This is a genomic window from Nocardia sp. NBC_01329, assembly GCF_035956715.1.
In the GTDB taxonomy this organism is placed as follows: domain Bacteria; phylum Actinomycetota; class Actinomycetes; order Mycobacteriales; family Mycobacteriaceae; genus Nocardia.
In genome coordinates this window covers 310,830-336,766 of sequence record NZ_CP108381.1, presented here as the reverse complement: position 1 = coordinate 336,766, position 25,937 = coordinate 310,830, and the positions used below count along the sequence as shown (strand labels likewise).

25 protein-coding genes are annotated in these 25,937 nt (G+C 67.2%); 10 read left to right on the top strand and 15 right to left on the bottom strand.

Annotation, left to right across the window (positions count from 1 at the left end; all coding sequences use genetic code 11):
* Positions 1-16 precede the first annotated feature (16 nt).
* The 4 genes from OG405_RS01550 (at position 17) to OG405_RS01535 (ending at position 3,450) form a co-directional block, all read left to right on the top strand.
* Complete coding sequence (locus OG405_RS01550; RefSeq protein WP_327152594.1) at positions 17-1,513, top strand: S1C family serine protease; 1,497 nt, start codon at positions 17-19, stop codon at positions 1,511-1,513.
* Positions 1,514-1,546: 33 nt separating this feature from the next.
* Complete coding sequence (gene tatB / locus OG405_RS01545) at positions 1,547-1,963, top strand: Sec-independent protein translocase protein TatB (RefSeq protein WP_327149859.1); 417 nt, start codon at positions 1,547-1,549, stop codon at positions 1,961-1,963.
* A gap of 51 nt (positions 1,964-2,014) precedes the next feature.
* Complete coding sequence (locus OG405_RS01540) at positions 2,015-2,875, top strand: hypothetical protein (RefSeq protein WP_327149858.1); 861 nt, start codon at positions 2,015-2,017, stop codon at positions 2,873-2,875.
* Between the two features lie 221 nt (positions 2,876-3,096).
* Positions 3,097-3,450, top strand: a complete 354-nt coding sequence (locus tag OG405_RS01535) for a hypothetical protein (protein ID WP_327149857.1) — start codon at positions 3,097-3,099, stop codon at positions 3,448-3,450.
* 27 nt (positions 3,451-3,477) lie between these two features.
* Here the strand turns inward: OG405_RS01535 and OG405_RS01530 are convergent, their stop codons facing one another.
* From OG405_RS01530 to dapE, 5 genes are all read right to left on the bottom strand, one after another.
* Complete coding sequence (locus tag OG405_RS01530; protein ID WP_327149856.1) at positions 3,478-4,416, bottom strand: glucosyl-3-phosphoglycerate synthase; 939 nt, start codon at positions 4,414-4,416, stop codon at positions 3,478-3,480.
* Positions 4,413-5,294, bottom strand: coding sequence for a dihydropteroate synthase (gene folP, locus OG405_RS01525; RefSeq protein WP_327149855.1), 882 nt, complete (start codon positions 5,292-5,294; stop codon positions 4,413-4,415). Before folP ends, OG405_RS01530 begins: the two co-directional genes overlap by 4 nt.
* A gap of 155 nt (positions 5,295-5,449) precedes the next feature.
* Entirely contained in the window at positions 5,450-6,001 is a 552-nt protein-coding gene (locus OG405_RS01520) for a TIGR00730 family Rossman fold protein (protein ID WP_327149854.1), read from the bottom strand.
* A complete protein-coding gene (locus OG405_RS01515) occupies positions 5,995-6,798 on the bottom strand; it encodes a TIGR00730 family Rossman fold protein (RefSeq protein ID WP_442790639.1) in 804 nt (267 codons plus the stop codon). The genes OG405_RS01520 and OG405_RS01515 overlap by 7 nt, the downstream gene beginning before the upstream one ends.
* 60 nt (positions 6,799-6,858) lie before the next feature.
* On the bottom strand, positions 6,859-7,956 hold the full coding sequence (gene dapE / locus OG405_RS01510; protein WP_327149853.1) for a succinyl-diaminopimelate desuccinylase: 1,098 nt from the start codon (positions 7,954-7,956) through the stop codon (positions 6,859-6,861).
* 60 nt (positions 7,957-8,016) lie between these two features.
* Between dapE and dapD the strand changes: the two genes are divergently transcribed.
* A complete protein-coding gene (dapD, locus tag OG405_RS01505) occupies positions 8,017-8,964 on the top strand; it encodes a 2,3,4,5-tetrahydropyridine-2,6-dicarboxylate N-succinyltransferase (protein WP_327149852.1) in 948 nt (315 codons plus the stop codon).
* Positions 8,965-9,002: 38 nt separating this feature from the next.
* On the opposite strand, the gene OG405_RS01500 is transcribed toward dapD, so the two are convergent.
* Entirely contained in the window at positions 9,003-10,424 is a 1,422-nt protein-coding gene (locus OG405_RS01500) for an acyl-CoA synthetase (RefSeq protein WP_327149851.1), read from the bottom strand.
* 174 nt (positions 10,425-10,598) lie between these two features.
* On the opposite strand from OG405_RS01500, the gene OG405_RS01495 reads away from it, so the two are divergent.
* The gene (locus OG405_RS01495; RefSeq protein WP_327149850.1) at positions 10,599-11,486 is read left to right on the top strand and encodes an oxygenase MpaB family protein; all 888 of its coding nucleotides are present in this window, start codon (positions 10,599-10,601) and stop codon (positions 11,484-11,486) included.
* A 38-nt stretch (positions 11,487-11,524) separates the two neighbouring features.
* Here OG405_RS01495 and OG405_RS01490 read toward each other — a convergent pair whose 3' ends face one another.
* Positions 11,525-12,169: a TetR/AcrR family transcriptional regulator gene (locus OG405_RS01490; RefSeq protein WP_327149849.1), complete on the bottom strand. Its 645-nt coding sequence runs from the start codon at positions 12,167-12,169 to the stop codon at positions 11,525-11,527.
* 128 nt (positions 12,170-12,297) lie between these two features.
* Between OG405_RS01490 and OG405_RS01485 the strand changes: the two genes are divergently transcribed.
* Entirely contained in the window at positions 12,298-13,164 is an 867-nt protein-coding gene (locus OG405_RS01485) for an oxygenase MpaB family protein (protein WP_327149848.1), read from the top strand.
* Positions 13,165-13,204: 40 nt separating this feature from the next.
* On the opposite strand, the gene OG405_RS01480 is transcribed toward OG405_RS01485, so the two are convergent.
* The 5 genes from OG405_RS01480 to OG405_RS01460 form a co-directional block, all read right to left on the bottom strand.
* A complete protein-coding gene (locus OG405_RS01480; RefSeq protein WP_327149847.1) occupies positions 13,205-14,155 on the bottom strand; it encodes a proline dehydrogenase family protein in 951 nt (316 codons plus the stop codon).
* Positions 14,156-14,219: 64 nt separating this feature from the next.
* Complete coding sequence (pruA, locus tag OG405_RS01475) at positions 14,220-15,857, bottom strand: L-glutamate gamma-semialdehyde dehydrogenase (RefSeq protein WP_327149846.1); 1,638 nt, start codon at positions 15,855-15,857, stop codon at positions 14,220-14,222.
* 93 nt (positions 15,858-15,950) lie between these two features.
* Positions 15,951-17,093: a succinyldiaminopimelate transaminase gene (dapC, locus tag OG405_RS01470; RefSeq protein ID WP_327149845.1), complete on the bottom strand. Its 1,143-nt coding sequence runs from the start codon at positions 17,091-17,093 to the stop codon at positions 15,951-15,953.
* A 12-nt stretch (positions 17,094-17,105) separates the two neighbouring features.
* The gene (gene fdxA, locus OG405_RS01465; protein WP_039826451.1) at positions 17,106-17,429 is read right to left on the bottom strand and encodes a ferredoxin; all 324 of its coding nucleotides are present in this window, start codon (positions 17,427-17,429) and stop codon (positions 17,106-17,108) included.
* A 133-nt stretch (positions 17,430-17,562) separates the two neighbouring features.
* Positions 17,563-20,145: a bifunctional FO biosynthesis protein CofGH gene (locus OG405_RS01460; protein ID WP_327149843.1), complete on the bottom strand. Its 2,583-nt coding sequence runs from the start codon at positions 20,143-20,145 to the stop codon at positions 17,563-17,565.
* Between the two features lie 287 nt (positions 20,146-20,432).
* Between OG405_RS01460 and OG405_RS01455 the strand changes: the two genes are divergently transcribed.
* A complete protein-coding gene (locus OG405_RS01455; RefSeq protein WP_327149842.1) occupies positions 20,433-20,945 on the top strand; it encodes a PH domain-containing protein in 513 nt (170 codons plus the stop codon).
* Complete coding sequence (locus OG405_RS01450; RefSeq protein ID WP_327149841.1) at positions 20,942-22,558, top strand: PH domain-containing protein; 1,617 nt, start codon at positions 20,942-20,944, stop codon at positions 22,556-22,558. The genes OG405_RS01455 and OG405_RS01450 overlap by 4 nt, the downstream gene beginning before the upstream one ends.
* Before the next feature lie 104 nt (positions 22,559-22,662).
* Here OG405_RS01450 and OG405_RS01445 read toward each other — a convergent pair whose 3' ends face one another.
* Both OG405_RS01445 and OG405_RS01440 read right to left on the bottom strand, forming a co-directional pair.
* Positions 22,663-23,013: a hypothetical protein gene (locus tag OG405_RS01445; protein WP_327149840.1), complete on the bottom strand. Its 351-nt coding sequence runs from the start codon at positions 23,011-23,013 to the stop codon at positions 22,663-22,665.
* 245 nt (positions 23,014-23,258) lie between these two features.
* Positions 23,259-24,017 (bottom strand): Rv1157c family protein, encoded by a 759-nt coding sequence (locus tag OG405_RS01440; RefSeq protein ID WP_327149839.1) that lies wholly within the window; start codon positions 24,015-24,017, stop codon positions 23,259-23,261.
* A gap of 514 nt (positions 24,018-24,531) precedes the next feature.
* Here OG405_RS01440 and OG405_RS01435 point away from each other — a divergent pair.
* Positions 24,532-25,695: a mannosyltransferase gene (locus OG405_RS01435; RefSeq protein ID WP_327152592.1), complete on the top strand. Its 1,164-nt coding sequence runs from the start codon at positions 24,532-24,534 to the stop codon at positions 25,693-25,695.
* Here the strand turns inward: OG405_RS01435 and OG405_RS01430 are convergent.
* A complete protein-coding gene (locus tag OG405_RS01430; protein WP_327149838.1) occupies positions 25,643-25,930 on the bottom strand; it encodes a 4a-hydroxytetrahydrobiopterin dehydratase in 288 nt (95 codons plus the stop codon). The two genes, OG405_RS01435 and OG405_RS01430, sit on opposite strands and share 53 nt — an antisense overlap.
* Positions 25,931-25,937: the final 7 nt, after the last annotated feature.

Genomic DNA, 25,937 nt, shown 5'->3' with positions numbered 1-25,937 from the left:
CGACAACCCTGATTCGGTGGACGAAAACGGTACGACGACCGATAACGGCACTCTGCGCCCGCGCGAGGCACCGGTACTGGCTCCCCGTCCGGTCTATCGACCTCATGTGGACTCACATACCGCGGGTGCCTTCCGCCGCCCGTCGGGTCAATCCGGATCCTTCGCCGCCCGCGGGGGGCGCCCGGACGCCGAGTCCTCGACCTCGATAGCACCCAAAGGTCCGCCCGAGGCAGTGCTGGCCGAAGCCTTCGGCCGCCCGCCCGGTTCCACCGAACTGCTGCAGCGCGACCCGGATGCCGACAGCGGACGTGAACCGGTGGCCGGCCCGGCCGATCCCTGGCGCGATCCGGAAGCAGCGGCCCGGCTGGGCGCCCCGGCTGTGCCCTCGCCGACCACACAGGAATTCCCGCACGCCGAGCAGCTCTCCGCGCGCCAGGTGCTGTTCGGTTCCCGGGTCGCACCCAAAGCCCTGCTCGTTCTCGGGGCGATCGCGCTGGCGATCGGCCTGGTCGGCGGCCTGGTGGGCCGATTGACCGCAGAGACGGCCTCGACTCTGACGTCGCGCAAAGTCAGCCTGGAACAGGCCGACAGCGATCAGCCGCACGGCCCGATCGCCCAGGTGGCCGATGCGGTACTGCCGTCGGTGGTCTCCATCCGCACCACGGTCGGCGACAACGGCGCCACCGGTTCCGGGGTCGTCATCGACGGCGACGGCTATATCGCCACCAACAACCACGTCATCTCCATGGCGGCCCAGGACCAGTCCGGGCGGGCCCGGATCCAGATCACCTTCTCCGACGGCACGCGGACCCCGGCCGATATCGTCGGCCGCGATCCCAAAAGCGACCTCGCGGTCCTCAAGGTAGATGTGAAAAATCTCACGGTCGCGCAGCTCGGTAAATCCGATGATGTGCAAGTCGGGGATGCGGTGCTGGCGATCGGATCGCCGCTGGGCCTGAGCAAAACGGTCACATCCGGCATCGTCAGCGCGTTGCACCGCCCCGTGAAACTCGAAGGCGAGGGCAGCGACACCAAGGCGGTCATCGATGCCGTACAGACCGACGCCTCGATCAACCCGGGTAATTCCGGCGGCGCACTGGTCGATGCGGACGGCCGGGTCATCGGTATCAATACCGCGATCCGTAGTGAGAGCGGCGGTTCGGTGGGTCTCGGCTTCGCCATCCCGGTGGACCAGGTAACCGAGGTCGCCCAGACCCTCATCCGCGACGGATCGATCCATCATCCGATGATCGGTGTGAGTGCCCGACAGAAGACGGTCGCCAACGAGGTCATGAGCGGTGCCGAGGTCGCCGATGTACAGCCGGGCAGTCCGGCGGCGAACGCGGGCATCGTCGAAGGCGATGTGATCGTGCGGATCGGCGATCGCGAAGTCACCAATCCCGACGAGCTGGTAGTGGCGGTTCAGTCGAACGAAATCGGACAAACGGTTAACGTGCAGCTCATCCGGGAAGGTCGGCAGGTGGATCTCCCGGTGACGCTGGCCTCCGACTGATCCGCTGGTCGCGGTGCCGGGTAGCCTGTAGGAGTGTTCAGCAGTATCGGGTGGGGCGAGATGCTCGTGCTACTCGTCGCCGCCCTCGTAATCCTCGGCCCGGAGCGCCTACCCGGCGCCGCTCGGTGGACTGCGCGAAGTCTGCGCCAGGTTCGCGATTACGCGACCGGCGCGACTTCGCAATTGCGGTCCGAACTCGGGCCCGAATTCGAGGAACTGCGTAAACCACTCGCCGATCTTCAAGAATTACGTGGGATGTCGCCGCGTTCGGTGGTGACGAAACATCTTCTGAACGGCGATGATTCCCTATTCCGGGATCTGGACGGCGCACTACCGGACAGCAAGAACGTGCTGGGCACCCACAGCGGTATGCCAGATTACCCGATGCCCAAGTTGGATAAACCCTTGGAACGCAACGAACGTCCCCCGATCGATACCGACGCCACCTGAGCGTCAACCAGTCTAGACGCAGTTCAGCGACTCGCTGTCTAGACTTCGCACATGTCGGCCGATGACGTGGCGCGGATATTCGCGATCGAAGACAAAGTCGAGCGACTCAAGGCCGCCACCGAAGGTGTCGCAGCGGCTCAGCAGACCATCAACGAGCTCACCCGAATTCGGCGTGCGGTGATCCGGGAGTTACACGCCGAGGGGTGGACTTTCGCCAGAATCGGTGCCGCCGCCGGGCTTTCCCGCGCCCGTATCCATCAGGTGAGCACGCAGGGCCCGGCGCCCGAAGGATTGTTCTTCGGGCACGGGCCGATGACCCTGCTGGTCCCGGATACCCGCGCGGGCAGGCTGATCGGGGCACCGGATCCGGCGGCCGCGCCGCGGCTCGCCGAACAGCTACGGGAACTGGGCTTCGCGGTCACCATCGAACCCTTCGCCCCGGGTCGGCCCATCGATCTACTGCGGGACGGCCTCATCGTGATCGGCGGTCCCGAACTCTCCCCCAGCCTGCGCCATCTCATCGCCGCCGACCCGCGGCTGCGTCGCGCCGTCGCCCGGCCCGGTGACGGCCGCCGCGGTATCGAGGATCGCGCCGCGCGGCGGATCTACCGTCCGGCCGGCCCGGAACCGCACGATATCGCCTACCTGGCCCGGCTCCCGCGCCCGGACGGCCGCGGTTCGATCCTCGTCCTCGACGGGTTGCACCCACCTGGCTCGCTCGGCGCGGTCCGGTTGCTCGCCACCAGGTTGGCGACCTTGCACGAGCGGGCAGCCAATCGCCGCTTCTCCGTGCTGGTCGGTGTCCGGTACGAACGCACCACCGGCGAGCCCGTGGACGCGGACCTGCTCACCCCGGTCTATCTTCACGAGCCGGTGGATTCCCGCCCACAGGCAGTACGCCAGCGGCGCTGACCGCACCGGAGAAGCGAAAGCCCGCGCACGACGGTTCCGACACGCCGAAACCGCTATAGCGACAGCGAATATCAGCTGGTCGAAGAATTGCTACTCTGTGCGCAGTAGGCCGATTTACCTTTACCGCGGCCGGTCGACCGAGCCCGGGGGTTCGATAGCCATAGAATTACTTTGCGCCGTTCGGTGCATCGTGGCGATGTCCGGCTCCGAAGAGATAATTCGTGGAGGCGCAGGTGAATGCGTTGATCATCGTGGCGATTGTCCTGGTCGCGGTGGGATTGCTGATTACCGTGACCCTGTGGCTGCGTAGTCCGGATTCCGCCGAGAGCGAGTATGTGACGGTCGCCGAACTCCAGGCCCGCCTCGAACACGAGCAGGAACCCGGCGAACAGGCCGCGGCCGAACGACCCGAGGAGCGGGATCGGGCGGAAACCGGCACACCCTCCGCCGAGGAATCCACGACAGATACCGACGAACCCGAGGTCCTCGGCCGCCCGACGCGGACGACCGGAGAGGACGAGGACCCGAGCACCGGAGACGAACTCCCGGGCGGAAAACCGGACCGGAACCACTGACGGCGACAGCGGCTCCGGCCGGTCGGCTCAAGCGGCCGCTACGCCCGGCCGGATGGTGTTCATCGGGGGTCGGTCGACCAGATCCACCGCGGTGCTGTGCGGGGTGAACTCGTCGCCGATCAACGGGAACTGGGTCAGGGCGACTCCGGAATCCGGGACGCCGCTGCGGCCCAGCACCGTGCCCAGGATCTGCCGGCTCATCACACCGAGATCGGCCAGCGGCCGGTTGCGATGGGTCCGAACGCCCAGATCGACCTGCCCGATCGCGCTCAGCCCCAGCCGATCGTAGGTGTCGAGCAACAACCCGATCTCCACCCCGTACCCCGGTGCGAACGGGACCGCCGTCAACAACTCCCGGGTACCGGCGTACTCACCGCCCAACGGCTGCAGGACCTGGGTGAGTCCGGGACGCAGCGCCGCCAGCAGCGGCCGCGCCACGAGTTCGGTCACCCGGCCGCCACCATGCTCGTCCACCCCACTGCCGTGCCGCAGCGGCCGGCGGTAATAGGCTTTCACCAGATGCAGGTCGGGGGTGGTGAGCAGCGGGCCGAGCAGTTTCGGCACGAAAGCCGGGTCGGGATCGATCAGATCGGAATCGACGAACGCCACCAGATCGCCGCTGGTCACCGCCAGCGAACGCCACAACACCTCCCCTTTGCCCGGGAAGGGCTCCAATTCGGGTACCGCCTGCTCCCGGGTGATCACCTCGGCCCCGGCCGCGCGGGCGCGTTCGGCGGTGGCGTCGGTCGACCCGGAATCCAGCACTACCAGTTCGTCCACCAGCGTGCCCAGCAGCGGCCGGATGCTGGCCACCACATCGGCGACGGTTCTCTCTTCGTTCAGCGCGGGCAGCACCACCGATACGGTGCGGCCGGCCTTGGCGGCGACCAGATCGGCCACCGACCAGTCGGGGGCGTCCCAAGTATGGGTCGACGCCCAGTCGGGCTCGTGCTGTGGAAATTTCATACGAGGCCTCGCAGAGTTCGTACAGGGGGCCGGATGCCCTGGATCGCGGCGATCATGTCCACGACGCGACGGGTCGCGGCGACCTCGTGCACACGGAAAACGCGAGCACCGGCCGCGGCCGACCATGCTGTTGCTGCCAATGTGCCCTCCAGCCGTTCGGAAAGTCCGACACCTAATGTCTCTCCGATGAAATCCTTATTGCTCAGCGCCATCAAGACCGGCCACCCGCTTTTAACAAGAACGTCCGCTGCCCGCAACAGTGCGAGCCCGTGATAGGTGTTCTTGCCGAAATCGTGGGTCGGATCGATCAGGATCGAATCCCGTCGCACCCCCGCCGCCGCGGCCCGCTCCGCTGCCCCGACCACTGTCTCGGTCACCTCTGCCACCACATCGGTGTACCGGACCCGATGCGGCCGCGTCCGCGGCACCGCCCCGCCGGTGTGACTGCATACGATCCCGGCCCCCGTCTCGGCGGCTACCGGCACCAGCTCCGGGTCCGCGCCCGCCCAGGTGTCGTTGATCAGGTCCGCGCCCTCGGCGACCGCGGCCCGCGCGACATCCGACCGCCAGGTATCGACACTGATCAGCAGGTCGGGGTACGTCTCCCGGATCGCCGCGACGAACGGCACGACCCGCCGCGACTCCTCGCCCGCGTCCACATGCTCCCCCGGCCCGGCCTTCACCCCGCCGATATCGACCAGATCGGCGCCCTCGTCCACCGCCCGCGCCACGGCGGCCAACGCGGCAGCATCGCTGAAGGTCGCACCACGGTCGTAGAAGGAATCCGGGGTGCGGTTCACAATGGCCATCACCAGCGCGCGATCCGTCGCGACGGTCCGGCCGCAAAGAGTCGGCAACGGCCGGACAGGCTCGAACATGGATCGAGTTTATGGCGACCGCTCGAACGCCGGAGCCCCGGGTACGGACCGGCTCCGACAAGTCGTGGACGGCGGCCGGCTCACGGAGGCGGAGTCCGGGTTCGCCGCAGACCGGCCTATCGAATACCGACGCGACCACATGAGTCGAGTCACACTTACTCTCCGCTCAGCGCGTCGAATGCCTCCGTTAGATCCGGTGTCAAGGTGATCCGGTCGAGGGCCTCCTGCGGGACGAAACCGCGGTCGTGGAGTTCGGTGAGCCAGGTGAACAGGCCGCTGTAGTGCCCGGCGGGATCCAGGATGGCCATCGGTTTGTCGTGCTGGCCGAGCTGGCCGCCGGTCCAGGTTTCGAAGAATTCCTCGAGCGTGCCGATTCCGCCGGGCAGCGTGAGGAAGGCGTCGGCGCGGTCCTCCATCACCTGTTTGCGCTGGCGCATCGTATCGGTCACGACCAGTTCGTCGGAGTCCACATCGGCCACTTCGCGGTGGACGAGATGTTTCGGGATGACCCCGATCGTGGCGGCGCCGCCGGCGCGGGCCGCGGTGGCCAGCGCGCCCATCATGGAGACGTTGCCGCCGCCGGACACCAACTGCCACCCGCGCTTCGCGATTTCGGCGCCGACACGGGCCGCCAAGGCGAGTTGTTCGGGGTCGGTGGTGCTCGCGGAGCAGTACACGCACAACGCGAAAGCTCGCGAGGTCACCATTCGTCCTCCGTACCGGATTTCTCGAGGGTAGCGTTGCCGGGCGCGTATTCCTGAATGATCCGGACCACTTCGTCGATATCGTCGGTGACGTGCAGCAGGTCGATATCTCCCGGGGAGATACGGCCGTCCGCGGCCAGCGAGTTCCGGATCCATTCCACCAGCGGCGCCCAGTACTTGCTGCCGAAGAGGATGATCGGGAATCGGGTGATCTTGCGGGTCTGCACCAGGGTGAGGGCCTCGAACAGTTCGTCGAGGGTTCCGTAGCCGCCGGGCATACAGACGAAGGCCTGGGAATACTTCACGAACATTGTCTTGCGTACGAAGAAGTACCGGAAGTTGATCCCCAGATCGACCCAGTCGTTGAGGCTCTGTTCGAACGGCAACTCGATACCGAGACCGATGGAGTAGCCGCCCGCTTCCGACGCCCCCCGGTTGGCGGCCTCCATCACACCGGGTCCACCGCCGGTGATCACCGCGAATCCGGCGGTCGCCAGGGCCGCGCCCAGCTCCCGCGCGGCCGTGTACTCCGGGTTGCCGGGGTCGGTGCGTGCCGAACCGAACACACTCACCGCACGCGGGACCTCTGCCAGGGCACCGAAGCCCTCGACGAATTCGGCCTGGATCCGCAGGACTCGCCATGGGTCGGTGTGCACCCAGTCGCTGTCGCTGCGCTGGTCCAGCAGATGCTGGTCGGCGGTCGTGCCTCGCGGGGTCCGTTCCCGGCGGAACATGAGGGGCCCGCGAAAGCGGGTCTTGGGTTTGCCGGCCATCCCGGATTCGGCGGCGTCGGTTGACATGGCCGACAGGCTACCGTGCACGCCGCATCGGCCTCCGGGGAGCGGATCCGGGTCGCGCCGCTACACCGACCCGGTGAGATACCCGCGCAGCATCTCGGTCACCGCGGTGATCTGTGCCAGCGGAACGTGCTCGTCACGTTTATGGGCGAGGTTGGGGTCGCCGGGGCCGAAGTTCACGGCGGGGATACCGCGGGCGGCGAAGCGGGAGACATCGGTCCACCCGTATTTCGCCCGGACTCCTGCCGAACCGTGCGCGCGTACCGTCTCGACGAGCCCGCGGGCCGCGGGGGCGGTGAGCCCGGGCAACGCACCGGCAGCAGCGTCGGTGACCTCGAGTTCGAGATCCAGCCCCGCGAACACCTCCCGTACGTGCTCGGTCGCCTGCTCCACCGAGCGGTCCGGGGCGAATCGGAAGTTCACCTCCACCTCGGCGGCGTCGGGCACCACATTGCCCGCGACCCCGCCCGCGACGCGGACTGCGGACAATCCTTCGCGGTAGCGGCAGCCGTCGATATCGACTTCCCGGGCACGATATTCCGAGAGCCGGGCCAGCACCGGCGCCAGCCGGTGGATGGCGTTGTCGCCCAGCCAGGAACGGGCCGAATGCGCGCGGACGCCCGCGGTGCTCAACCGGACCCGCAGCGTGCCCTGACAACCGGCCTCGATCCAGCCGCCGGAGGGCTCACCGAGAATCGCCAGATCGCCGTCCAGCCATTCCGGTACTTCCCGTTCGATGGCGTTGAGACCGTTGAACTCGGCGGAGATCTCCTCGCAGTCGTAGAAGATCAGAGTCAGATCGTGGACGGGTTCGGCGACGGTGGCCGCGAGATGCAGGAACACCGCGTCACCCGATTTCATATCGACCGAACCACAGCCGTAGAAGACCTCGGCATCGTTCTCGGTGGTGAACCGGCCCGGCACGTTGTCCGCGATCGGCACGGTATCGAGGTGCCCGGCCAGGACGACCCGCGACGGTAGCCCGCGGTTCGTCCGCGCGAGCACCACATTGCCGCGGCGCAGCACCTCGAAACCGCTGGTCTGGGTGCGTAGTGCCGCCTCTACGGCCGCGGTGATCGCGGCCTCGTCCCGGGATACGCTCGGGATATCGACGAGGGCCGCGGTGAGTGCGATGGGGTCGGCGTGCAGGTCGAGGGTCACGGGATACGAGCGTAGAGGGGCCCCGCCGTAACGGACCGCCGGTGGGTAGGCTTCGGTCTCGTGAGCACTCAGGGAGCATCCGCCATCGGCATCGCCAACGTGACCTCGGACGGGACCGTTCTGGACACCTGGTTTCCCAGCCCGGAGCTGGGCGAGTTCGGCGATACCGGCACCGAACGTCTCGCTACCGCACCCGCCGGACTCGCCGATCTGGTCGGCCCGGACACCGCGCGCGGCGTCGACGTGATGGCGGTACGCACCACCATCGCCGACCTGTCCGCCGCCCCGGTGGACGCCCACGATGTCTATCTGCGGCTGCATCTGCTCTCGCACCGTCTGGTCCGGCCACACCAGGTGAGCTTGGCGGGTCAGTTCGCCCTGCTCAGCAATGTGGTGTGGACCAATCACGGCCCGGCCGCGGTGGACGGATTCGAGACCACCCGCGCCAAACTGCGCGCGCGCGGACCGGTCACCGTGTACAGCATCGACAAGTTCCCGCGCATGGTCGACTACGTGGTCCCGTCCGGCGTCCGCATCGGTGACGCCGACCGGGTACGCCTGGGCGCGCATCTCGCAGCCGGAACCACCGTGATGCACGAGGGTTTCGTGAACTTCAACGCGGGCACGCTGGGCACCTCGATGGTGGAGGGCCGGATCTCCGCCGGCGTGGTCGTCGGCGACGGCTCCGATATCGGCGGCGGCTCCTCCACCATGGGAACTCTCTCCGGCGGCGGCACCACCGTCATCTCGATCGGTGAGCGGTCACTGCTGGGCGCCAACTCGGGCCTGGGCATCCCGCTCGGTGACGACTGCGTGGTCGAAGCCGGTCTCTACCTGACCGCCGGCACGAAGGTCACCGCCCCCGATGGCACCGTGGTGAAGGCCGCCGAGCTCAGCGGCAAGAACAACTTGCTGTTCCGTCGTAATTCGCGCACCGGGACCGTGGAGGTCGTCCCGCGCGCCGGCACGGGTATCGAACTCAACGAAGCCCTGCACGCCCACAACTAGTAACCGGGTCAGGCAACATTCGCTTCGCCGGAATGACGCTATTGGGACAATCGCTTCTTCTGGACCTTGCCCATGGCATTTCGGGGAAGGGAACCCACGAATCGGATTTCGCGGGGGCGTTTGTGGACCGAGAGCTCACCGGCCACGTGGTCGATGAGTTCCTGCTCGGTCGGCGCCGCCGCGCGCGGGACCACGAAGGCGACTATCCGCTGCCCGAGGTCCGCGTCGGGAAGGCCCACGACGGCCACTTCGGCGACCGCCGGATGACCCAGCAGCGAGGTTTCCACTTCCCCCGCACCGATCCGGTAGCCGCCGGACTTGATGAGATCGACCGATTCGCGCCCGACGATCCGATGGAACCCGTCCGCGTCGATGGCGGCGACATCTCCGGTGCGAAACCAGCCGTCTTCGGTCCAGCATTCCGCGGTGGCCTCCGGGCGGCCGTGGTAGCCGTCGAAGAGCATCGGTCCCCGCACCTGGAGTCCGCCGATGCCGGAGCCGTCGTGGGGAACCGGTCGGCCGGCTTCGTCGCGGAGCCGGGTCTCGACACCCTCGACCGGTACCCCGACCCAGCCGGGCCGTCGTTCCCCGTCCGCCCGGGCCGACAAGGTGATCATGGTTTCGCTCATCCCGTACCGTTCGACCGGCCGATGTCCGGTGAGTTCCGCGAGGCGTTCGAAGACCGGCACCGGCAGCGGGGCACTGCCGGAGATCAACAGCCGCGCGGCGGCCAGTTCTTTCGCCGCGGCGGGGTCCTCGGCGATCCGCGCCCAGACTGTCGGCACGCCGAAGTAGAGAGTGCCCGGGGCCGCCGCGTAATTCGCCGGGGTCGGTTTTCCGGTGTGCACGAGTGGGCTGCCCACCCGTAACGGTCCGAGCAGTCCCAAAATCAGACCGTGTACATGGAACAGCGGCAGGCCGTGGACCAGAACATCGGCCGCGGTCCAGGCCCATGCGCCGGCGAGTGCGTCGAGTCCGGCGGCGATCGCGCGCCGACTCAACACCACCCCTTTCGGGGCCCCGGTGGTTCCGGAGGTGTAGAGCACGAAAGCCGGTGCGCCCGCATCGGGTTCGGGATAGGTGTGCCAGGAGCGGGCGTGCAACCGCACCGGGACCACCGGCAGCGAAGTACCTTCCGGCGCTTCGCCCAGCCACGCCTGAGCCCCGGAATCAGCGAGCAGATGGTCGAGTTCGGCCGTTCCGGAATCGGGTGGCACCGGCACCACGGTCACCCCGGCGATCAGGCATCCGACCACGGCGAGCACCGTCGCCGCGGTCGGCCGGGCCAGCACCGCTACCCTCTCGGCTCGGGCGACCCGTTCGGCCACCGAGGTCGCGGCACCGAGGAGATCGCTGCGAGACAGCGTCACGCCGTCGATGGTCACGGCGTCCGGTATATCGGCGCCCGCGGCGACAGCGAGGGGGTCGAGTGAGCTGAGCAGGCGGTGGCCGTAGGACATGCGCCCAAACTACTGCCCCGGCCCGGTACGGATGGCCGACACCTGCCCGGCCGGTCCCGAGAATTCGGCGGAATTCGCGCGGAATCGAATAATTTCCGGCGCCACTTGACACATATAAGCTGCGGCGAGAGGGTGAAGCGTCAGCTTTCTCGAGCACTCGAAACGGTTGTTTCCATGACCAGCTCTCCCGCCGCGGAGCCGCCTGCACCCGGCTCCGCCGCCGAACCGCCCGATTCCGCCGGGCCGGCGCACGATGAGGAATTCGACTTCCGGCCCTATATCGATGGAGCCGCGATACTCGGCGCCGCCGCCAATGTCATCATGCAGCTCGCCGTACCCGGAGTTGGGTACGGCGTGCTGGAAAGCCCGGTCGACAGCGGAAAACTGACACTGCATCCGGTCAAACGCACGCGTACCACACTCACCTATCTCGCGGTTGCGCTGCTCGGCGACACCGATGAGCGAGCGGCCTACCGGAAAGCAGTAGACACTTCGCATCGCCAGGTGCGCTCGAACGCGCAGAGTCCGGTGCGGTACAACGCCTTCGACCGGGATCTGCAACTGTGGGTGGCCGCGTGCCTGTATCGGGGCGCACGCGATATCCGGGAACGGATGCGCGGCCGGCCCGATTCCGAACTCGAAGAAACGATCTATCGCCGTTCCGCACGATTGGGCACGACCCTGCAGGTACCGCCGGACTCGTGGCCCGCGAACCTGGCGGCCTTCGATCGCTACTGGACCGAAAACCTCGCGGCGACCAGGATCGATCCGCCGGTTCGGGACATGCTGAACGAGATCGTCGACCTGAAGATGTTCCCTCGTCCTGTCCAGCTCCTCGGCGGCCGGTTCAACCGGTGGGTCACCGCGGGCCTGCTACCGCCGCGTCTCCGCGCGGAAATGGGTATGACCTGGTCGGCGAGCGACGAACGCCGATTCGATCGCATGCTGCGTCGATTGGGCCGGGTATCGGCGGCGCTACCGGTGCCCCTGCGGAATTTCCCGATCAACGCGTATCTGTTCGATTTCCGGATCCGCCGCCGGTTCGGAACGAAACTCGTCTGAGCCGAATTCACGAATATGAAAACAACTCCGTTCGAATTTCAGGAATCGGTCACCTGGCTCGGCACCCGGAACGACACCGCCACATGATCGCGCGCGTATTTGCGCACGGCGATATCGTCGCCCAGCGGGATGACGGTCTGCGGCGTCAGTGCCAGCGACAGTGCGGTCCGCGCGATCATCTCGGCCAGCGGCAGTGGATCGTAGGCCGGCAGTTTGTCTTCGCCCTGGAGGCGGGTGATGAATTCGGCGACGTAATCGCGCCCCAATTCGATGACCGGCGCACCCTTGACGGTCAGGTAGGGCAGCACGATCTCCGGTTCGGTGTCGAGCAGCCGGTCCAAGAGTTCGTTACCGCGCAAACCGGCGAGGAACGCGACGAACAGTTCCACGATCTGGTCCTCGGCACCGGCGTCTCGCTCGATCTGCTGCTGGACCGCGGCGTCGACGCCCTCGATGAAATCGCGAGTCTGCGCCAGTCCGACCGCTTGGATCAGATCCGATTTACTGGAGAACCGCCGATACAGTGTGGCCAGCGAGAGGCCGCCACGCCGGGCGACCTCGACCATGCTCGTGCGTTTGATCCCGAAATCGAGGAACGCCTGCAAGGCCGCGGCCAGTACGGATTGATCCTGATCTCGGCGCGGCGATCGCACCAGGGGCAACAGTTGAGCCAGCGCACCCATCTCGGCACCTTTCCGCGCTCGGCGATGCAATGACGTAATAAGCATCGCACAACTTCACAAGCGGTTGACGCAAGATCGAGTGAATGAGATGGTTATCATATAATCGTCTCATAGGAAAGAGGTCGCCGATGACCGCTCCCCTGCCCGCTCCGATGAACGATCCCGAACCCCAGCGGCTGTACGCGCCCGACTTCGATGTGAACGATCACATCGTCGGGGTCACCGCCTTCCTCGGCGGCACGGCGAACGTCATCATGCAACTGGGACTGCGGCCGGTCGCCTACGGTGTGATGGAGAGCGACGTCAAGAGCGGCAACGTTATGGAGCACCCCTTCAAACGGCTGCGCACGACCCTCACCTACCTCGCCGTCGCAATGCTGGGGACCGAGGAAGAACGCAACGCCTACCGGCTCGCGGTCAACACCTCCCACCGCCATATCCGCACCAAACCCACCAGCCCGGTCAAATACAACGCCTTCGACCCGAAACTCCAACTATGGGTCGCGGCCTGCCTGTACTTCGGGTTCGTCGACCTTCTGGAGAAAGTCCGGGGCCCGATGGACGAAGCGACCGCCGACACCTTCTACGCCCACAGCATCCGCCTCGGCACCACCCTCCAGGTGCGGCCGGAGATGTGGCCGGCGGACCGGGCCGCGTTCTGGCAGTTCTGGGAGGACAACCTCGACGCGCTCGAGATCGACGACACCACCCGCGCCTACTTCGACGACCTCATCGACCTGAAGATGGTGGCACGACCGATCCAGTGGGTTTCGGCGAAATTCCACCGCTTCGTCGTCACCGGCTGCCTCCCGCCGCAGATCCGCGAGAAAATGCGGCTGACCTGGACCGAAGGTAACCAGCGCTGGTTCGACCGCACCATGAAGGCCATCGGCTTCGGCCTCAGATTCCAGCCCCGAGTCATACGCCAGTTCCCGATGAACTACTACCTGTGGGATATGCGCCGCCGCATGCGCAAAGGCAAACCCCTGGTCTGAATTTTCGGCGACGCCCGGCGACCTCTTACCGGTGTTCCGCTCAGTGCCCGGCAAGGGCACGTAGGAAGAACGTCAGATTGGCCGGCCTCTCCGCCAGCCTGCGCATGAGGTACCCGTACCACTGGCGACCGTAGGGCAGGTAGACCCGCACGAAATCGCCGCGGTCGGCCAGACGGAGTTGTTCGTCGGTGCGGATGCCGTAGAGCATCTGATATTCGAGGTCACCGGGGCGGCGGCCGGTGATCGTCGCGAGATCGGCCGCTGCCGCGAGCACCACCGGATCGTGGGAGGCCACGAGGGGCCGGCCCGCGCCGTGCATCAGGATCCGCAGGCAGCGCAGGTAGGCGCGGTCCACGTCGACCCGACGTTGACAGGCGACCGTTTCCGGTTCCCGGTAGGCCCCCTTGCACAGGCGCACCCGGGCGCCCGCGTCGGCGAGCTCGCGGCAATCGTCCGCGCTGCGGTACAGATACGCCTGGATCACGGTGCCCAGCCAAGGAAAGTCCGAACGGACCTCCCTCGTCGTGGCGAGAACGGCGGCGGTGGTGGTGTGGTCTTCGGCGTCCACCGTGACCCATACCCGGGCCTCGGCGGCTTTGGTGCACAGAGTGCGCAGATTCTCGGTGGCGATCGCCGGACCGTCGGCACCCAGCGCCTGCCCCAGCGCGGACAGTTTGACCGACACCTCGAGCGGTGCGGCCCCGGCGGGTACCTCCGCGGTCGGCAGGGCCGCGAGCTCGTTGATCAGCGCCAGGTATTCGGCTACCGCGGCCTCGGCCTGCGCGCGATCGGTGGTGTTCTCGCCGAGAAAATCGACGCTGACCGCACGCCCGCTCATGAGTAGCCTGCCCGCCGCCGCGACCAGATCCGAGCGGGCCTCGCCGGGTACGAAGCGCTGCACCATCGCGGCGGTGGCCGGACTGGTGGTCAGGGCACGTTTCACCCGATCGGAGCCGGCCGCGGCGAGGATCGCCGGACGTAGCGGATTCACTGTGTCGCCCGGCCATCGCGGCGAACCACGACCACATACCGCGCGACGGGCGGACAGGGGCCGCTCATCCTCGGTCCATATGCGGATAGCGGTGATCGGTGTGCGGAACGAAGGTTTCCTTGAGGGTGCGCGGCGCCACCCAGCGCAACAGGTTCAGTGGTGAACCCGCCTTGTCGTCGGTACCCGAAGCTCGTGCCCCGCCGAACGGCTGTTGCCCCACCACCGCACCGGTGGGCTTGTCGTTGACATAGAAGTTGCCGGCCGCGAAACGCAACACCTCGGCCGCTTCTTCCACCGCGTTCCGGTCCTGCGCGAAGACCGCGCCGGTGAGCGCGTACGGGGCGGCCGACTCCACCTCGGCCAGGATCGTCCGGTAGGCGTCGGGCTGGGAATCGTCGTACACGTGCACCGACAGGATCGGGCCGAAGTACTCGGTGGCGAACGATTCGTCGCGCGGATCGTCGGCGAGCAGCACGGTCGGCCGGACGAAATAGCCCTCGCTGTCGTCGTAGGTACCGCCCACCGGCACGTCCACGCCCGCGGCCCGCGCCCGTTCGATCGCGCGCACGCTCTTGTCATAGGCCCGCCGATCGATGACCGCGCCCCCGAAATTCGACAGATCCGCGATATCGCCGTAGCTCAGGGTCTCGGTGATCCCGAGGAAATCCTCGCCCATCTCCCGCCACAGCGATCTGGGCAGATACGCACGTGAGGCGGCCGAACACTTCTGACCCTGATACTCGTAGGCACCGCGGATCAGCGCTGTGCGCAACGCGGTGGGATCCGCCGAAGGATGCGCGACGATGAAATCCTTACCCCCGGTCTCCCCGACGATCCGCGGATACCCGTGGTACCGACCGATATCGGCCCCCACCTGGCTCCACAGATATCGGAAGGTGGTACCGGAACCGGTGAAATGGATACCGGCCAGGCGCGGGTCGGCCAGCGCGACTTCGGAGAGCTCTCGCCCGTCGCCGGTGACCATATTGATCACACCGGGCGGCAGACCCGCCGCCTCCAGCAGTTTCATCGTGTAATAGGCGGCCAGCGTCTGTGTGGGTGCGGGCTTCCACACGACGGTATTACCCATGAGCGCGGGCGCGGTGGGCAGATTGCCGGCAATCGCCGTGAAATTGAACGGTGTGACGGCGTAGACGAAACCCTCCAGCGGACGATAGTCGAGCCGGTTCCACACCCCCGCGCTCGATTGCGGCTGCTGCCCCAGGATGCCGCGGGCGAAAGAAACATTGAACCGCCAGAAGTCGACGAGTTCACACGGTGCGTCGATCTCGGCCTGCGCCGCCGATTTCGACTGCCCCAGCATGGTCGCCGCGGCCAGGGTTTCCCGCCACGGGCCGGCCAGCAGATCCGCGGCACGCAAGAGCACCGCGGCGCGTTCGTCGAACGGCAACGCCCGCCAATCCGGGGCGGCCGCGATCGCGGCGTCGACGGCGGCGGCGGCTTCGGTATGTGTGGTGTCGGTATAGGTCCCGAGTACCTGCCGGTGCCGATGCGGTGCGACGATCTCGCGACGCTCCCCGATTCCCGGACGATGCTTACCGCCGATGACCAGGGGGATCTCGGCCGTGCTGTCGGAGATATCAGCGAGCTCACCGAGCAACCGTTCCCGCTCAGGGCTGCCCGGTGCGTACGTGTGCACCGGCTCGTTACCGGGGGTGGGGACAACTGTGACAGCGTCCATACCCCAGGCTAGCTCCGCCCGACCGGCCCCGCCCGAACTCGACGCGCGAAACTCTGCGGAGTCGTTACCACACCGCCGCACGGACGCGGCTAATCAACACCGCCGCACGGACGCGGCCCATCCGCGCAGCCGCTGCGCGGCCGCATCGATCCGCTCGTCGGTGGCGGTCAATGCGATACGCACATGTTCGGCACCCGTAGGTCCGTAGAACTCGCCCGGAGCCGCCAAAATGCCCAGATCGGCCAGTCGATCGAGCGTGGACCGGCACGGCTCACCGCGCGTCGACCACAGATACAGTCCGGCCTCGGAGTGGTCGATACGGAAACCGGCGTCCAGCAGCGCGGAACGCAGGATCTCGCGGCGGGCCCGATACCGTTCCCGTTGCACCGATTCGTGCACATCGTCACCCAGCGCCGCCGCCATCGCGGCCTGGATCGGGAAAGGCACCATCATGCCGGAATGCTTCCGCACCGCCAGCAATTCGGCCACCAACGCCGGATCACCGGTCACGAACCCGGCCCGGTAGCTCGCCAGGTTCGACGTCTTGGACAGCGAATGCACCGCCAGCAGACCGGTATGGTCGCCGTCGCAGACCCGCGGATCCAGAATCGACACCGCCGATTCTTCCCAAGCCAACCCCAGATAGCACTCGTCGGACGCGACGACCGCGCCACGTTCACGCGCGAAAGTCACCACTTTCCGCAGATGCTCGACACCCAGCACTTTGCCGGTCGGATTCGACGGTGAATTGAGGTAGATGAGCGCCGGATTCTCCGGACCCAACCGGGTGAGCCCGTCGGCGCGCAGAATCCGCGTCCCGGCGAGCAGACCACCCACCTCGTAGGTCGGATACGCGACCTCGGGGATCACCACCAGATCCGCGGCGCCCAGTCCGAGCAGCCGTGGCAATCCGGCGATCAGCTCCTTGGTGCCGATCACCGGCAGCACCGCGGCCTCGTCCACCCCGGTGATACCGAAACGCCGAGTCAGCGCGGCCGCCGCCGCGGCCCGCAGCACCGGCGTGCCGTGCGTGGTCGGGTATCCGGGCACCTCGGCCACCGAGTTCAACGCCGAACGGATCAGCGGATCCACCGGATCGACCGGCGTACCCACCGACAGGTCGACGAGCCCGTCCGGATGCGCCGCAGCCCGCGCCTTCACCTCGGCGATGGTGTCCCACGGAAAGTCCGGCAACGCCGCACTCACCCGCCAGCGGGCGGAAACCTCGGTGTTCATCGGGACAGCGCCCTACTCATCTGCCATCGGAGGCAACTCTTTGATGAACGCCGGATCGGAATCGACCTTGCCCAGCTTGGTGGCGCCACCGGGCGAACCCAGCTCGTCGAAGAAGTCGACGTTGGCGTTGACATAACCGCTCCACTGATCGGGAGTGTCGTCCTCGTAGAAGATCGCCTCCACGGGGCAGACCGGCTCACACGCACCACAGTCGACGCATTCGTCGGGATGGATGTAGAGCATGCGCCCACCCTCGTAGATGCAGTCCACCGGGCATTCCTCGATGCACGCCTTGTCCTTCACGTCAACGCACGGTTCGGCGATGATGTACGTCACTCCCGCTCCTAGTCTTCCTCCGGGTAACTGCGCCCGCACACGAGTATCCCTGGCGCCCCACAGGCTACCCCCGGTGAGCCTGCCCTAATTCACGCGCGCTGACCCGCACGGGTCAGCGCAATGGCCCACGCGCCTAAACCAGTTCCAGTCCTGGCACCGCCGCACTCCTTTGGGGCGGGACACCGTAGGTGGTGGTGCGTTCCCGGACCGGGCGGCCGATTCCCTCGGCGATCTCTATGAGTTCGGCCACCGTCTTCGCCGACCCGTGCTGTGAACCGGCCATCCGCGAGATGGTCTCCTCCATGAGGGTGCCGCCGAGGTCGTTGGCGCCGCTGCTCAACATCACCCGGGTGCCGGTGGTGCCCAGTTTGACCCAGCTGGTCTGGATATTGTCGATCCGGCCGTGCAGCATGATCCGGGCCAGAGCATGCGCGGCGCGGTTGTCACGGTTGGTGGGCCCCGGGCGGGAGGCCCCGGCCAGGTAGAGCGGGGCGCTCTGGTGAACGAACGGGAGCAGGACGAATTCGGTGAAACCACCCGTCTCGTCCTGGATACCACGAAGCACGCGCAGGTGCCCGACCCAGTGGCTGGGGTTGTCGACGTGCCCGTACATCATGGTCGAGCTCGACCGGATCCCGACCTGATGTGCCGTGGTGACCACGTCGATCCAGGCAGAGGCGGGCAGCTTGCCCTTGGTGAGCACCCAGCGGACCTCGTCGTCGAGGATCTCCGCCGCCGTTCCCGGGATGGTGCCGAGCCCGGCTTCCCGCAGCGCGGTCAGCCAGTCCCGGACGCTCTCACCGCCGCGAGAGGCGCCGTTCACGATCTCCATCGGGCTGAATGCGTGGACATGAATCGACGGCACCCGCGCCTTCACCGCACGGACCAGATCCGCGTAGCCCGTCACCGGAAGATCAGGATCGATCCCGCCCTGCATGCACACCTCGGTGGCGCCGTCCACATACGCTTCCCAGGCACGATCCGCGACCTCGCCGGTGCTGAGCGTGAAGGCATCGGCATCGCCCTTACGCTGCGCGAACGCACAGAAACGGCAGCCGGTATAGCAGATATTGGTGAAGTTGATATTGCGATTCACCACATAGGTGACGTCGTCGCCGCAGACATCGCGGCGCAATTGATCGGCGAGACCCGCGACAGCCTCCAGATCTGCTCCGTCGGCGGTGGCCAGCGCCAGATACTGGGCGTCGGAAAGCCCGGCCGGATCCCGTTCCGCCGCCCGCAGCGCGGCCAGCACATCGGCGTCCAGCCGCTGCGGCGCGGCGGCCAGATCACGAACCTGCTCGCGGATGGTGTCCCAATCACCGAACGCGTTGTCGATATCGCTACGGGTATCGGTGTTGCGGCCGGCGGTATCGATCTCGGTGTTGAGATCGGTACGACCCGCCGACTCCCAGCTCTCGTCGGGTTCCTGCCAGGGCAGGCCCACCGGGAGCGCACCGGCCTTCGCCAGTCCGGTCTCGGCGTCGGTGAGGGCCGCGACGTGCGCACCGATCCGCGGATCGATCCACGGGTTCCCGGCCCGGACGTATTTCGGATGCGCGGAAGTGCGCTCGACCAGTTCGAAACCGGCGCCGGCGGTGATCTCGGCGAGGGTGTCCAGATTCGGCCAGGGCCGCTCGGGATTCACGTGGTCGGGGGTCACCGGCGAAACGCCGCCCCAATCGTCGATACCGGCTTCCAGCAAGGCGCGGCATTCGTCACCGGACACCAGATTCGGCGGCGCCTGGACCGAGACATCGGGCCCGAGCAGCAACCGGGTCACCGCGATGGTGGCCAGGAACTCGGTGAAGTCCGCGTCGGGCGCGTGCCGCATGGCGGTGTCGTCCTTGGCCCGGAAGTTCTGCACGATCACTTCCTGGATATGGCCGAACGCCTTGTGCTGTTTGCGGATCGCGGCGATCGTATCGGCGCGCTCGGCCATGTTCTCGCCGATACCCACCAGGATTCCGGTGGTGTAGGGCACCGACAGGCGGCCCGCGTCGGTGATGGCACGCAGCCGTACCGCCGGATCCTTGTCCGGGCTGCCGTAATGGCAGTTGCCCTTCTCGGTGAACAGACGCGTCGCGGTGGTCTCGAGCATCATGCCCATCGACTGCGCCACCGGCTTCAGTCGCGAGATCTCCTCCCACGACATCACCCCGGGATTCAGATGCGGCAGCAGCCCGGTTTCCTCGAGCACCAGGATGGACACCGCGCGCAGATAATCCAGAGTGGAGTCATAGCCGCGTTCGTCCAACCACTGAGCCGCCTCGGGCCAGCGCGCCTCGGGCCGATCACCCAAAGTGAACAGCGCTTCCTTACAACCCAGTTCGGCGCCGCGACGAGCGATATCGAGCACCTCGTCGGGTTCCAGGAACATCCCGCGACCCTGGGCGCGCAGTTTCCCCGGCACCGTCACGAAAGTGCAGTAGTGGCAGGTATCGCGGCACAGATGGGTGAGCGGGATGAAAACGTTGCGCGAATAGGTGATCGTGCTCGGTCGCCCGGCCGATTCGAGCCCGGCGTCGCGCACCCGCGCAGCGCTTCGGCACAGATCGACGAGGTCGGAGTCGCGAGCATGCAACAGCACCGTGGCCTCGTCGACGTTCAGCGTGACCCCGTCGCGGGCCCGGCGCAACGCCCGGCGCATGGCGGACGGGGTCGGCACGGGGGTCGGGACGGTCGGTTCGGGGAGCTCGGTCACGCCCTCGATCATGCGGCACACATCCGGAACTGTCTCCTCCCAGGTTGTTGAGCGTTCACAACCGCGGTGTATCTCGGGCTATTCCTCGCAGGTCGGGCTGTGTCTATTTGCCCCGCCTTCGGCGGGGCGGGTCGGGGCCCTCGTGACCCCGGCCACGGAGGCCGACCATCCGGAGTAGACGGAACGTGTGTGCGGAGGTGGGCCTTGGCCACCTGGGTCGGGTCACGACGCTGTCGGTGCTCGATGGTCGCCGATCTGTGGGCCACTGGCCGCACCTCACACCGTGCGACGATGAATATATGTCGCCCGACAGTTCACCGCGGTCACCGATCCTCCTGGCCGATCCGTCGTGGCGGCTCAGCCCGCGCGCAAAGACCCTCTGGACCGTGCAGATCGCGCTGTCGTGGCTCGTCGTGTTCGCCGTGCTGCTCGGGTGGGTCGTCTTCGACCCCGAGCGCCGAGCCTGGCAGGCGGTGGCAGCGGTGGTCGTGGTGGTGGTCGCCGTGCTATCCACAATCGTGATTCCGCGATGGCGCTTCCGGGTGCACCGCTGGGAAGTGACCGACGAGGCCGTGTACTCCCGATCGGGCTGGCTGACCCAGGAGAGCCGGGTCGCGCCGATCTCCCGGGTGCAGACCGTGGACACCGAACGCGGTCCACTGGAACGGATGCTCGACCTGTCGACGGTCACCGTGACGACCGCCTCTTCCGCCGGGGCCGTGCACATCAGCCTGCTGGACCGAGCGGTGGCCGAGCAGACGGTGACCCGGCTGACCGAGATCGCCGCCCGGCATCGCGGTGACGCCACATGACGGGACCCGAAGCGACCGGCGACAGCCACCCGGTCACAGCGCGGGAGCCGGCCACCATCCTCGATCGCGATGACGACGAGCCGTGGCTACGACTCGATCGCCGAATGCTGCTGGTGCACCCGGTCCAAGAGGTCGTGAAGTTCCTACCCGCGGTGATCGGCGCGGTGATCCTGGGTGTCAGCTCCGGAAACCCCCTGTACAGCCTGCTGGGCTTGGTGGTCGTGATCCCGTACGCAGCCACCCTCTGGTTCACCACCACCTACCGGGTCGGGCCGACCCATGTCGAACTCCGCACCGGACTGATCCGGCGGAAACGACTGTCGGTGCCGCGGGCGCGAATCCGTTCGGTGGATATCGAAGCCGACCCGCTGCACCGAATCCTGGGCCTGGCCGTAGTGGTGATCGGCACCGGCCGGGAAGCCGACACCGATGACCGCTTCCGGTTGGACGCGCTCGCTGCCGAGCACGTCCGGCCACTGCGCGCCGAACTGCTCGCCCACACCCGAGATATCCACTTCGCCGCCGACGATCCCACCCCGGCCCGCCTCGCCGAGAAGGGCGACACCAACCCCGAAACCGAAGAACTCGGCGGCGAGGAAATCGGACATTGGCAACCGAGCTGGGTCCGGTACGCACCGCTATCGCTCACCGGGTTCGCTCTCGCCGCATCGGCGCTCGGCGTCGCGGCACAATTCGGTTTCGGTGCCGCCGAGATCAGTATCAGCCGCAACACCGTCGACAGCGTCCGCGATTTCGGGTTGTTGTCACTGCTGCTGCTCGCGTTCGGCGCGCTGGCCGTCATGGTCGCGGTCGTCAGTATCGCCGCCTGCGCCCACTACCTGGCCACCAACTTCGGGCTGCGCGTCACCGATCACGGCAGCACCCTGCAGATCCGCCGTGGACTGTTCACATTGCGCCGGATAACCCTGGACACCGCGCGATTACGCGGCGCCACCCTCTGCGAACCGCTACTCCTGCGCCTGGCCGGAGCCGCACAACTGGAAGCGGTGATGACGGGAGAGAACCCGCGCCAGAAGATCTTGCCGCAATCCCCGCGCGCGGCCGTCGAACGGACAGCGGCCCGGCTGCTGAGTCCGCACCGGAACACCGGGACCTCCGACGGTCCCACCACGCTGTCGGCCCTCGCCGATGTTCCCCTGACCCGGCACGGTCCCGCCGCCCGGCGGCGCCGCTATATCCGGGCATGCTGGCCGGTTCCGCTCATCGCGGCGATCCTGATCGTCATATCGACGGCCGGCCTGAACCTTCCGGCCTGGTGGTGGCTGCTGCCGCTCGTCCTGATCCCTGTCTGCGCACTGCTCGCCGAGGATCGCTACCGCGGCCTCGGCCACGCCGTTGTCCCCACTGCCGATGGCTCCCCCACCTGGCTGATCGTCCGCTCCGGATCACTCGACCGGGAACGCACCTGCCTGGAGGCTCCCGGCATCATCGGCTGGACTGTCCGGCAGACCTTCTGGCAGCGCCGAGCCGGGCTGGCCACGGTCGGCGCCGCCACCGCCGCGGGCAAGAAGCTCTACCGAATCGAGGACATCCCCCTGGATCGGGCATGGGCGGTGCTGTGTCTGATCGATCCCGCCTCCGGCAAGGTCTGATCGATCCCGCCTCCGGCAAGGTCTGATCGATCCCGCCTCCGGCAAGGCAAGGCCGGAGCCCTCCTGACCGTGCTTCGCCGGCGACGTTCCGGAGCCCCGGGATATCAGGTCTGGCAGTGCCGGGTGGCAGCCTCGCGCAGATCGGGTTCGTCTGCGACAACACGCAGATCGGGGCGGGTATCCGGACTCGCGTGATCACCCGTCCACGACAACAGGGACCAGCGGGACAATCCGGACAGCGCCGAGCCGAGACTCAGAAAAGACCCGCTGGAGATCGCCGAACCGAATGATCCGATGGAGCCGATCGACAGGATCGACCCCACGCTTCCGATGGACAGAATCGAATACGCGGAGCCGATGGACAGGATCGATCCCTCTGAACGGATCGACAGAATCGACCGTGACGAGCGCCGGCTCCGAATACTCGGCTTGCGCGTACTTTCGACAGTCGCCATCACCCCGGTCTACCACAGCGGACCGCGGTCTGCCCGGCACTGAACATGCGACGCTCCGAACCCGACCGCCCGCTTCGGGGAGACCAGGGATCAACTCGATGTTCGCGGTCCGGCCGCCACCGGATAGCCCGGGCATTCGATGCACCCACCCGCGATCAATCGCTCACGGCGCGATCGCCGCCGACCACTCACCGCGCAGGGTCACGAGCGCCCCCGGCCTCTGCGGCACTGGTGCCGCGGACTGCTCAGCCGACGGTGAAGAAGCCGATGGTGGGCATGAACGTGCAGCTGCGGGTTTCGGTTTCGGTGGCCTGAGTGGTGAGCCCGCCGCCGATCACCGCGACAACCCGGCCGGTGCCGGTGTTCGCGATGGCCGAGAGAGTGGCCGGACCGTCGGGGTTGATCTCGGCCTCGTCGGTCAGCGGCTGCGAGCCGGCCTCACCGGTGTCCAGGTTCCGCCACTGCACCATCAACGGCTGTGCCTGTTCGGCCGTCGGGCGTTCGGTACCCAGCGCGGTGAACACGAAACCGGTCTGGCCGGCGGCCGGTCCCGGCGGCGGCAACTGCGCCGGGCCGGGTACCGCGAGGGCGGTGCCGATCGAATCGCCGGACGGGGCGATGCAGCCCTTGCCGATGGTCGGGTACAGGAACTGGGCGATCGCCGGCCCCGTTTCGGGGATCTCCGGGCCACCGCCGCCGCTGCCGTCGAGGAACGTGATGACCCGTTCCAGTGTGGATTCGATCTGCGGGGGCAGATTCACCGTGTCCAGCAGCGCGCGGGCCTGGGCCAGGATCGCCGCCTGCGGGCTCCCCGGTGCGGCGACGTTCTTGGCCGCCGGAGCCGGTGCGTTGACGATGGCCGGGGCCAGGGCGGCGAGAACGTCGACGGGTACCCCTTCGGGGACCATCGGGACGCTGCTCACCGACGCCTCGGTGGCCGGATCCGCGACGGCTGTCGCGGGCGCCACGAGGGAGGCGCCCGCCGCAATGGCGAGCGCGGACATTGCGATCCGCGATCCTCGGGTGCGAAGCACTGGTCTAGCCGTCCTTACCTCGGGTACATCTGGGCGACGCTGAAAAGCCGTCGTTTCGGGGTCACTCTAAGGACACTGACGCGCGTTGTACAGCACCGGGGCCGGGATTGCGACCCCCGATTCGCTGTGCTACTGGACAGTAGCGGATAACGGAAGTGACAGGTGTGAAAATTGAGGCGATTGCGCACTCGTGACTCATCGGTTGCTCGATGGTTACCGGAGCCGGTGTGCCCCGTTTGCCGCCTCCGCATCGCGCACATTCCGGGCTCGCGATCGCCCGGAAAACGGTGGGGTTAATGTATTCCGGGCCGGAAAATCCGGCCGACGCGCCCAACAGCACCGGGTCCGGCCGCCGGCCCGAACCGACTCGAAAGCTCGTGTATTGACTCAGCCCAGCGGCGCCCGGACCGACATTCGGGGGTTCGTACCGTTTCGCCTGGCCCTGGTAGCGCTCGGGATCACCGTGCTGGCGCGGCTGTTGTGGATGCTGTTGACTCCGAACGGCATGAATCTGGTCGACCTGCACGTCTATGTCGACGGGTCGGCAGCCCTGCTCACCGACCATCTCTACGACTTCACCTACGCCGAGAAGACACCGGACTTCCCGCTGCCCTTCACCTATCCACCGTTCGCCGCGGTGGTGTTCTTCCCCCTGCATTACCTGCCGTTCACCGTGGTCGCGATGCTCTGGCTTTTCGCCATCGTCGCGGCGCTGTACTGGGTGGTGCGGATCGCGTTCGAACTGATGCTCGGGCGGGAGGCGCTGCGCGAACCGCGGTGGCGCACCACCATGGTGGCGTGGACCGCGGCCGGGCTGTGGTTCGAACCGGTTCGCACGACCATCGACTACGGACAGGTCAACATCTTCCTGATGCTCGGGGTGATGATCGCGATCCGCAGCTCCCGGTGGTGGCTGTCGGGAACTCTGGTGGGCGCGGTCGCGGGTATCAAACTGACGCCGGCGATCAGCGGTCTGTACTTCGTGGCCCGGCGGCGCTGGGCGGCCGCCGTCTGGTCGGCGGTGGTGTTCGGGCTGACGGTGGCGGCCAGTTTCCTCATCAATCCCGAGGAGACCCGCCGGTATTTCGGCACCCTGCTCGGCGACGCCGACCGGATCGGGCCGGTGGGCTCGGTGTGGAACCAATCGATGCGCGGCGCGCTGAGCCGGCTGCTGGGCAGCGATGTGGGCACCGGACCGTGGTGGATCGCGGGTGTTCTCGTGACATCGGCACTGGGCTGGTTCGCCTGGCGGGCCCTGCGCCGCGACGATCTCCTGGGCACAGCGCTGATCGTGCAGCTGTTCGGGCTGATGATCTCGCCCATCTCCTGGTCCCACCATTGGGGTTGGCTGCTGCCGACTGTGCTCTGGCTGCTCCACGGACCGTACCGGGCAGTGGCGGGCGCGCGGATCCTGGCCGGTTACTGGCTGATCATGACCCTGATCGGCGCCCCCTGGGTCCTGTCGTTCCTGCAGGATTCGATCTGGACCATCTCCCGCTGGGGCGTCTGGTCCTGGCTCGGCACGGTCTATGTGATCGGCGCGCTGGCGCTCTACGGCTGGATCATCTGGGCCGGCCGGACGGCCGCGCGGACGGCTAGGGCGCCAGTCGATCTATCTCCCGGGCCAGCGCCACGTCCTGTGCCGTGAGCCCACCCGCGGAATGCGTGGACAAGGTGAAGGTGACCTTGCGCCACCGGATATCGATATCGGGATGGTGATTCGCCGATTCGGCGATATCGGCGACCTGTCGCACGAGTTCGATTCCGGCGGGGAATGTGGCCGCCTCGACGGTGCGGGTCAATGCGTCACCGGCCCGGGTCCATTCCGGCAGCGATTCCAGGGCCGCGGTGATATCGGATTCGGAGAGCAGTGGTGTGGTCATCTCGGCG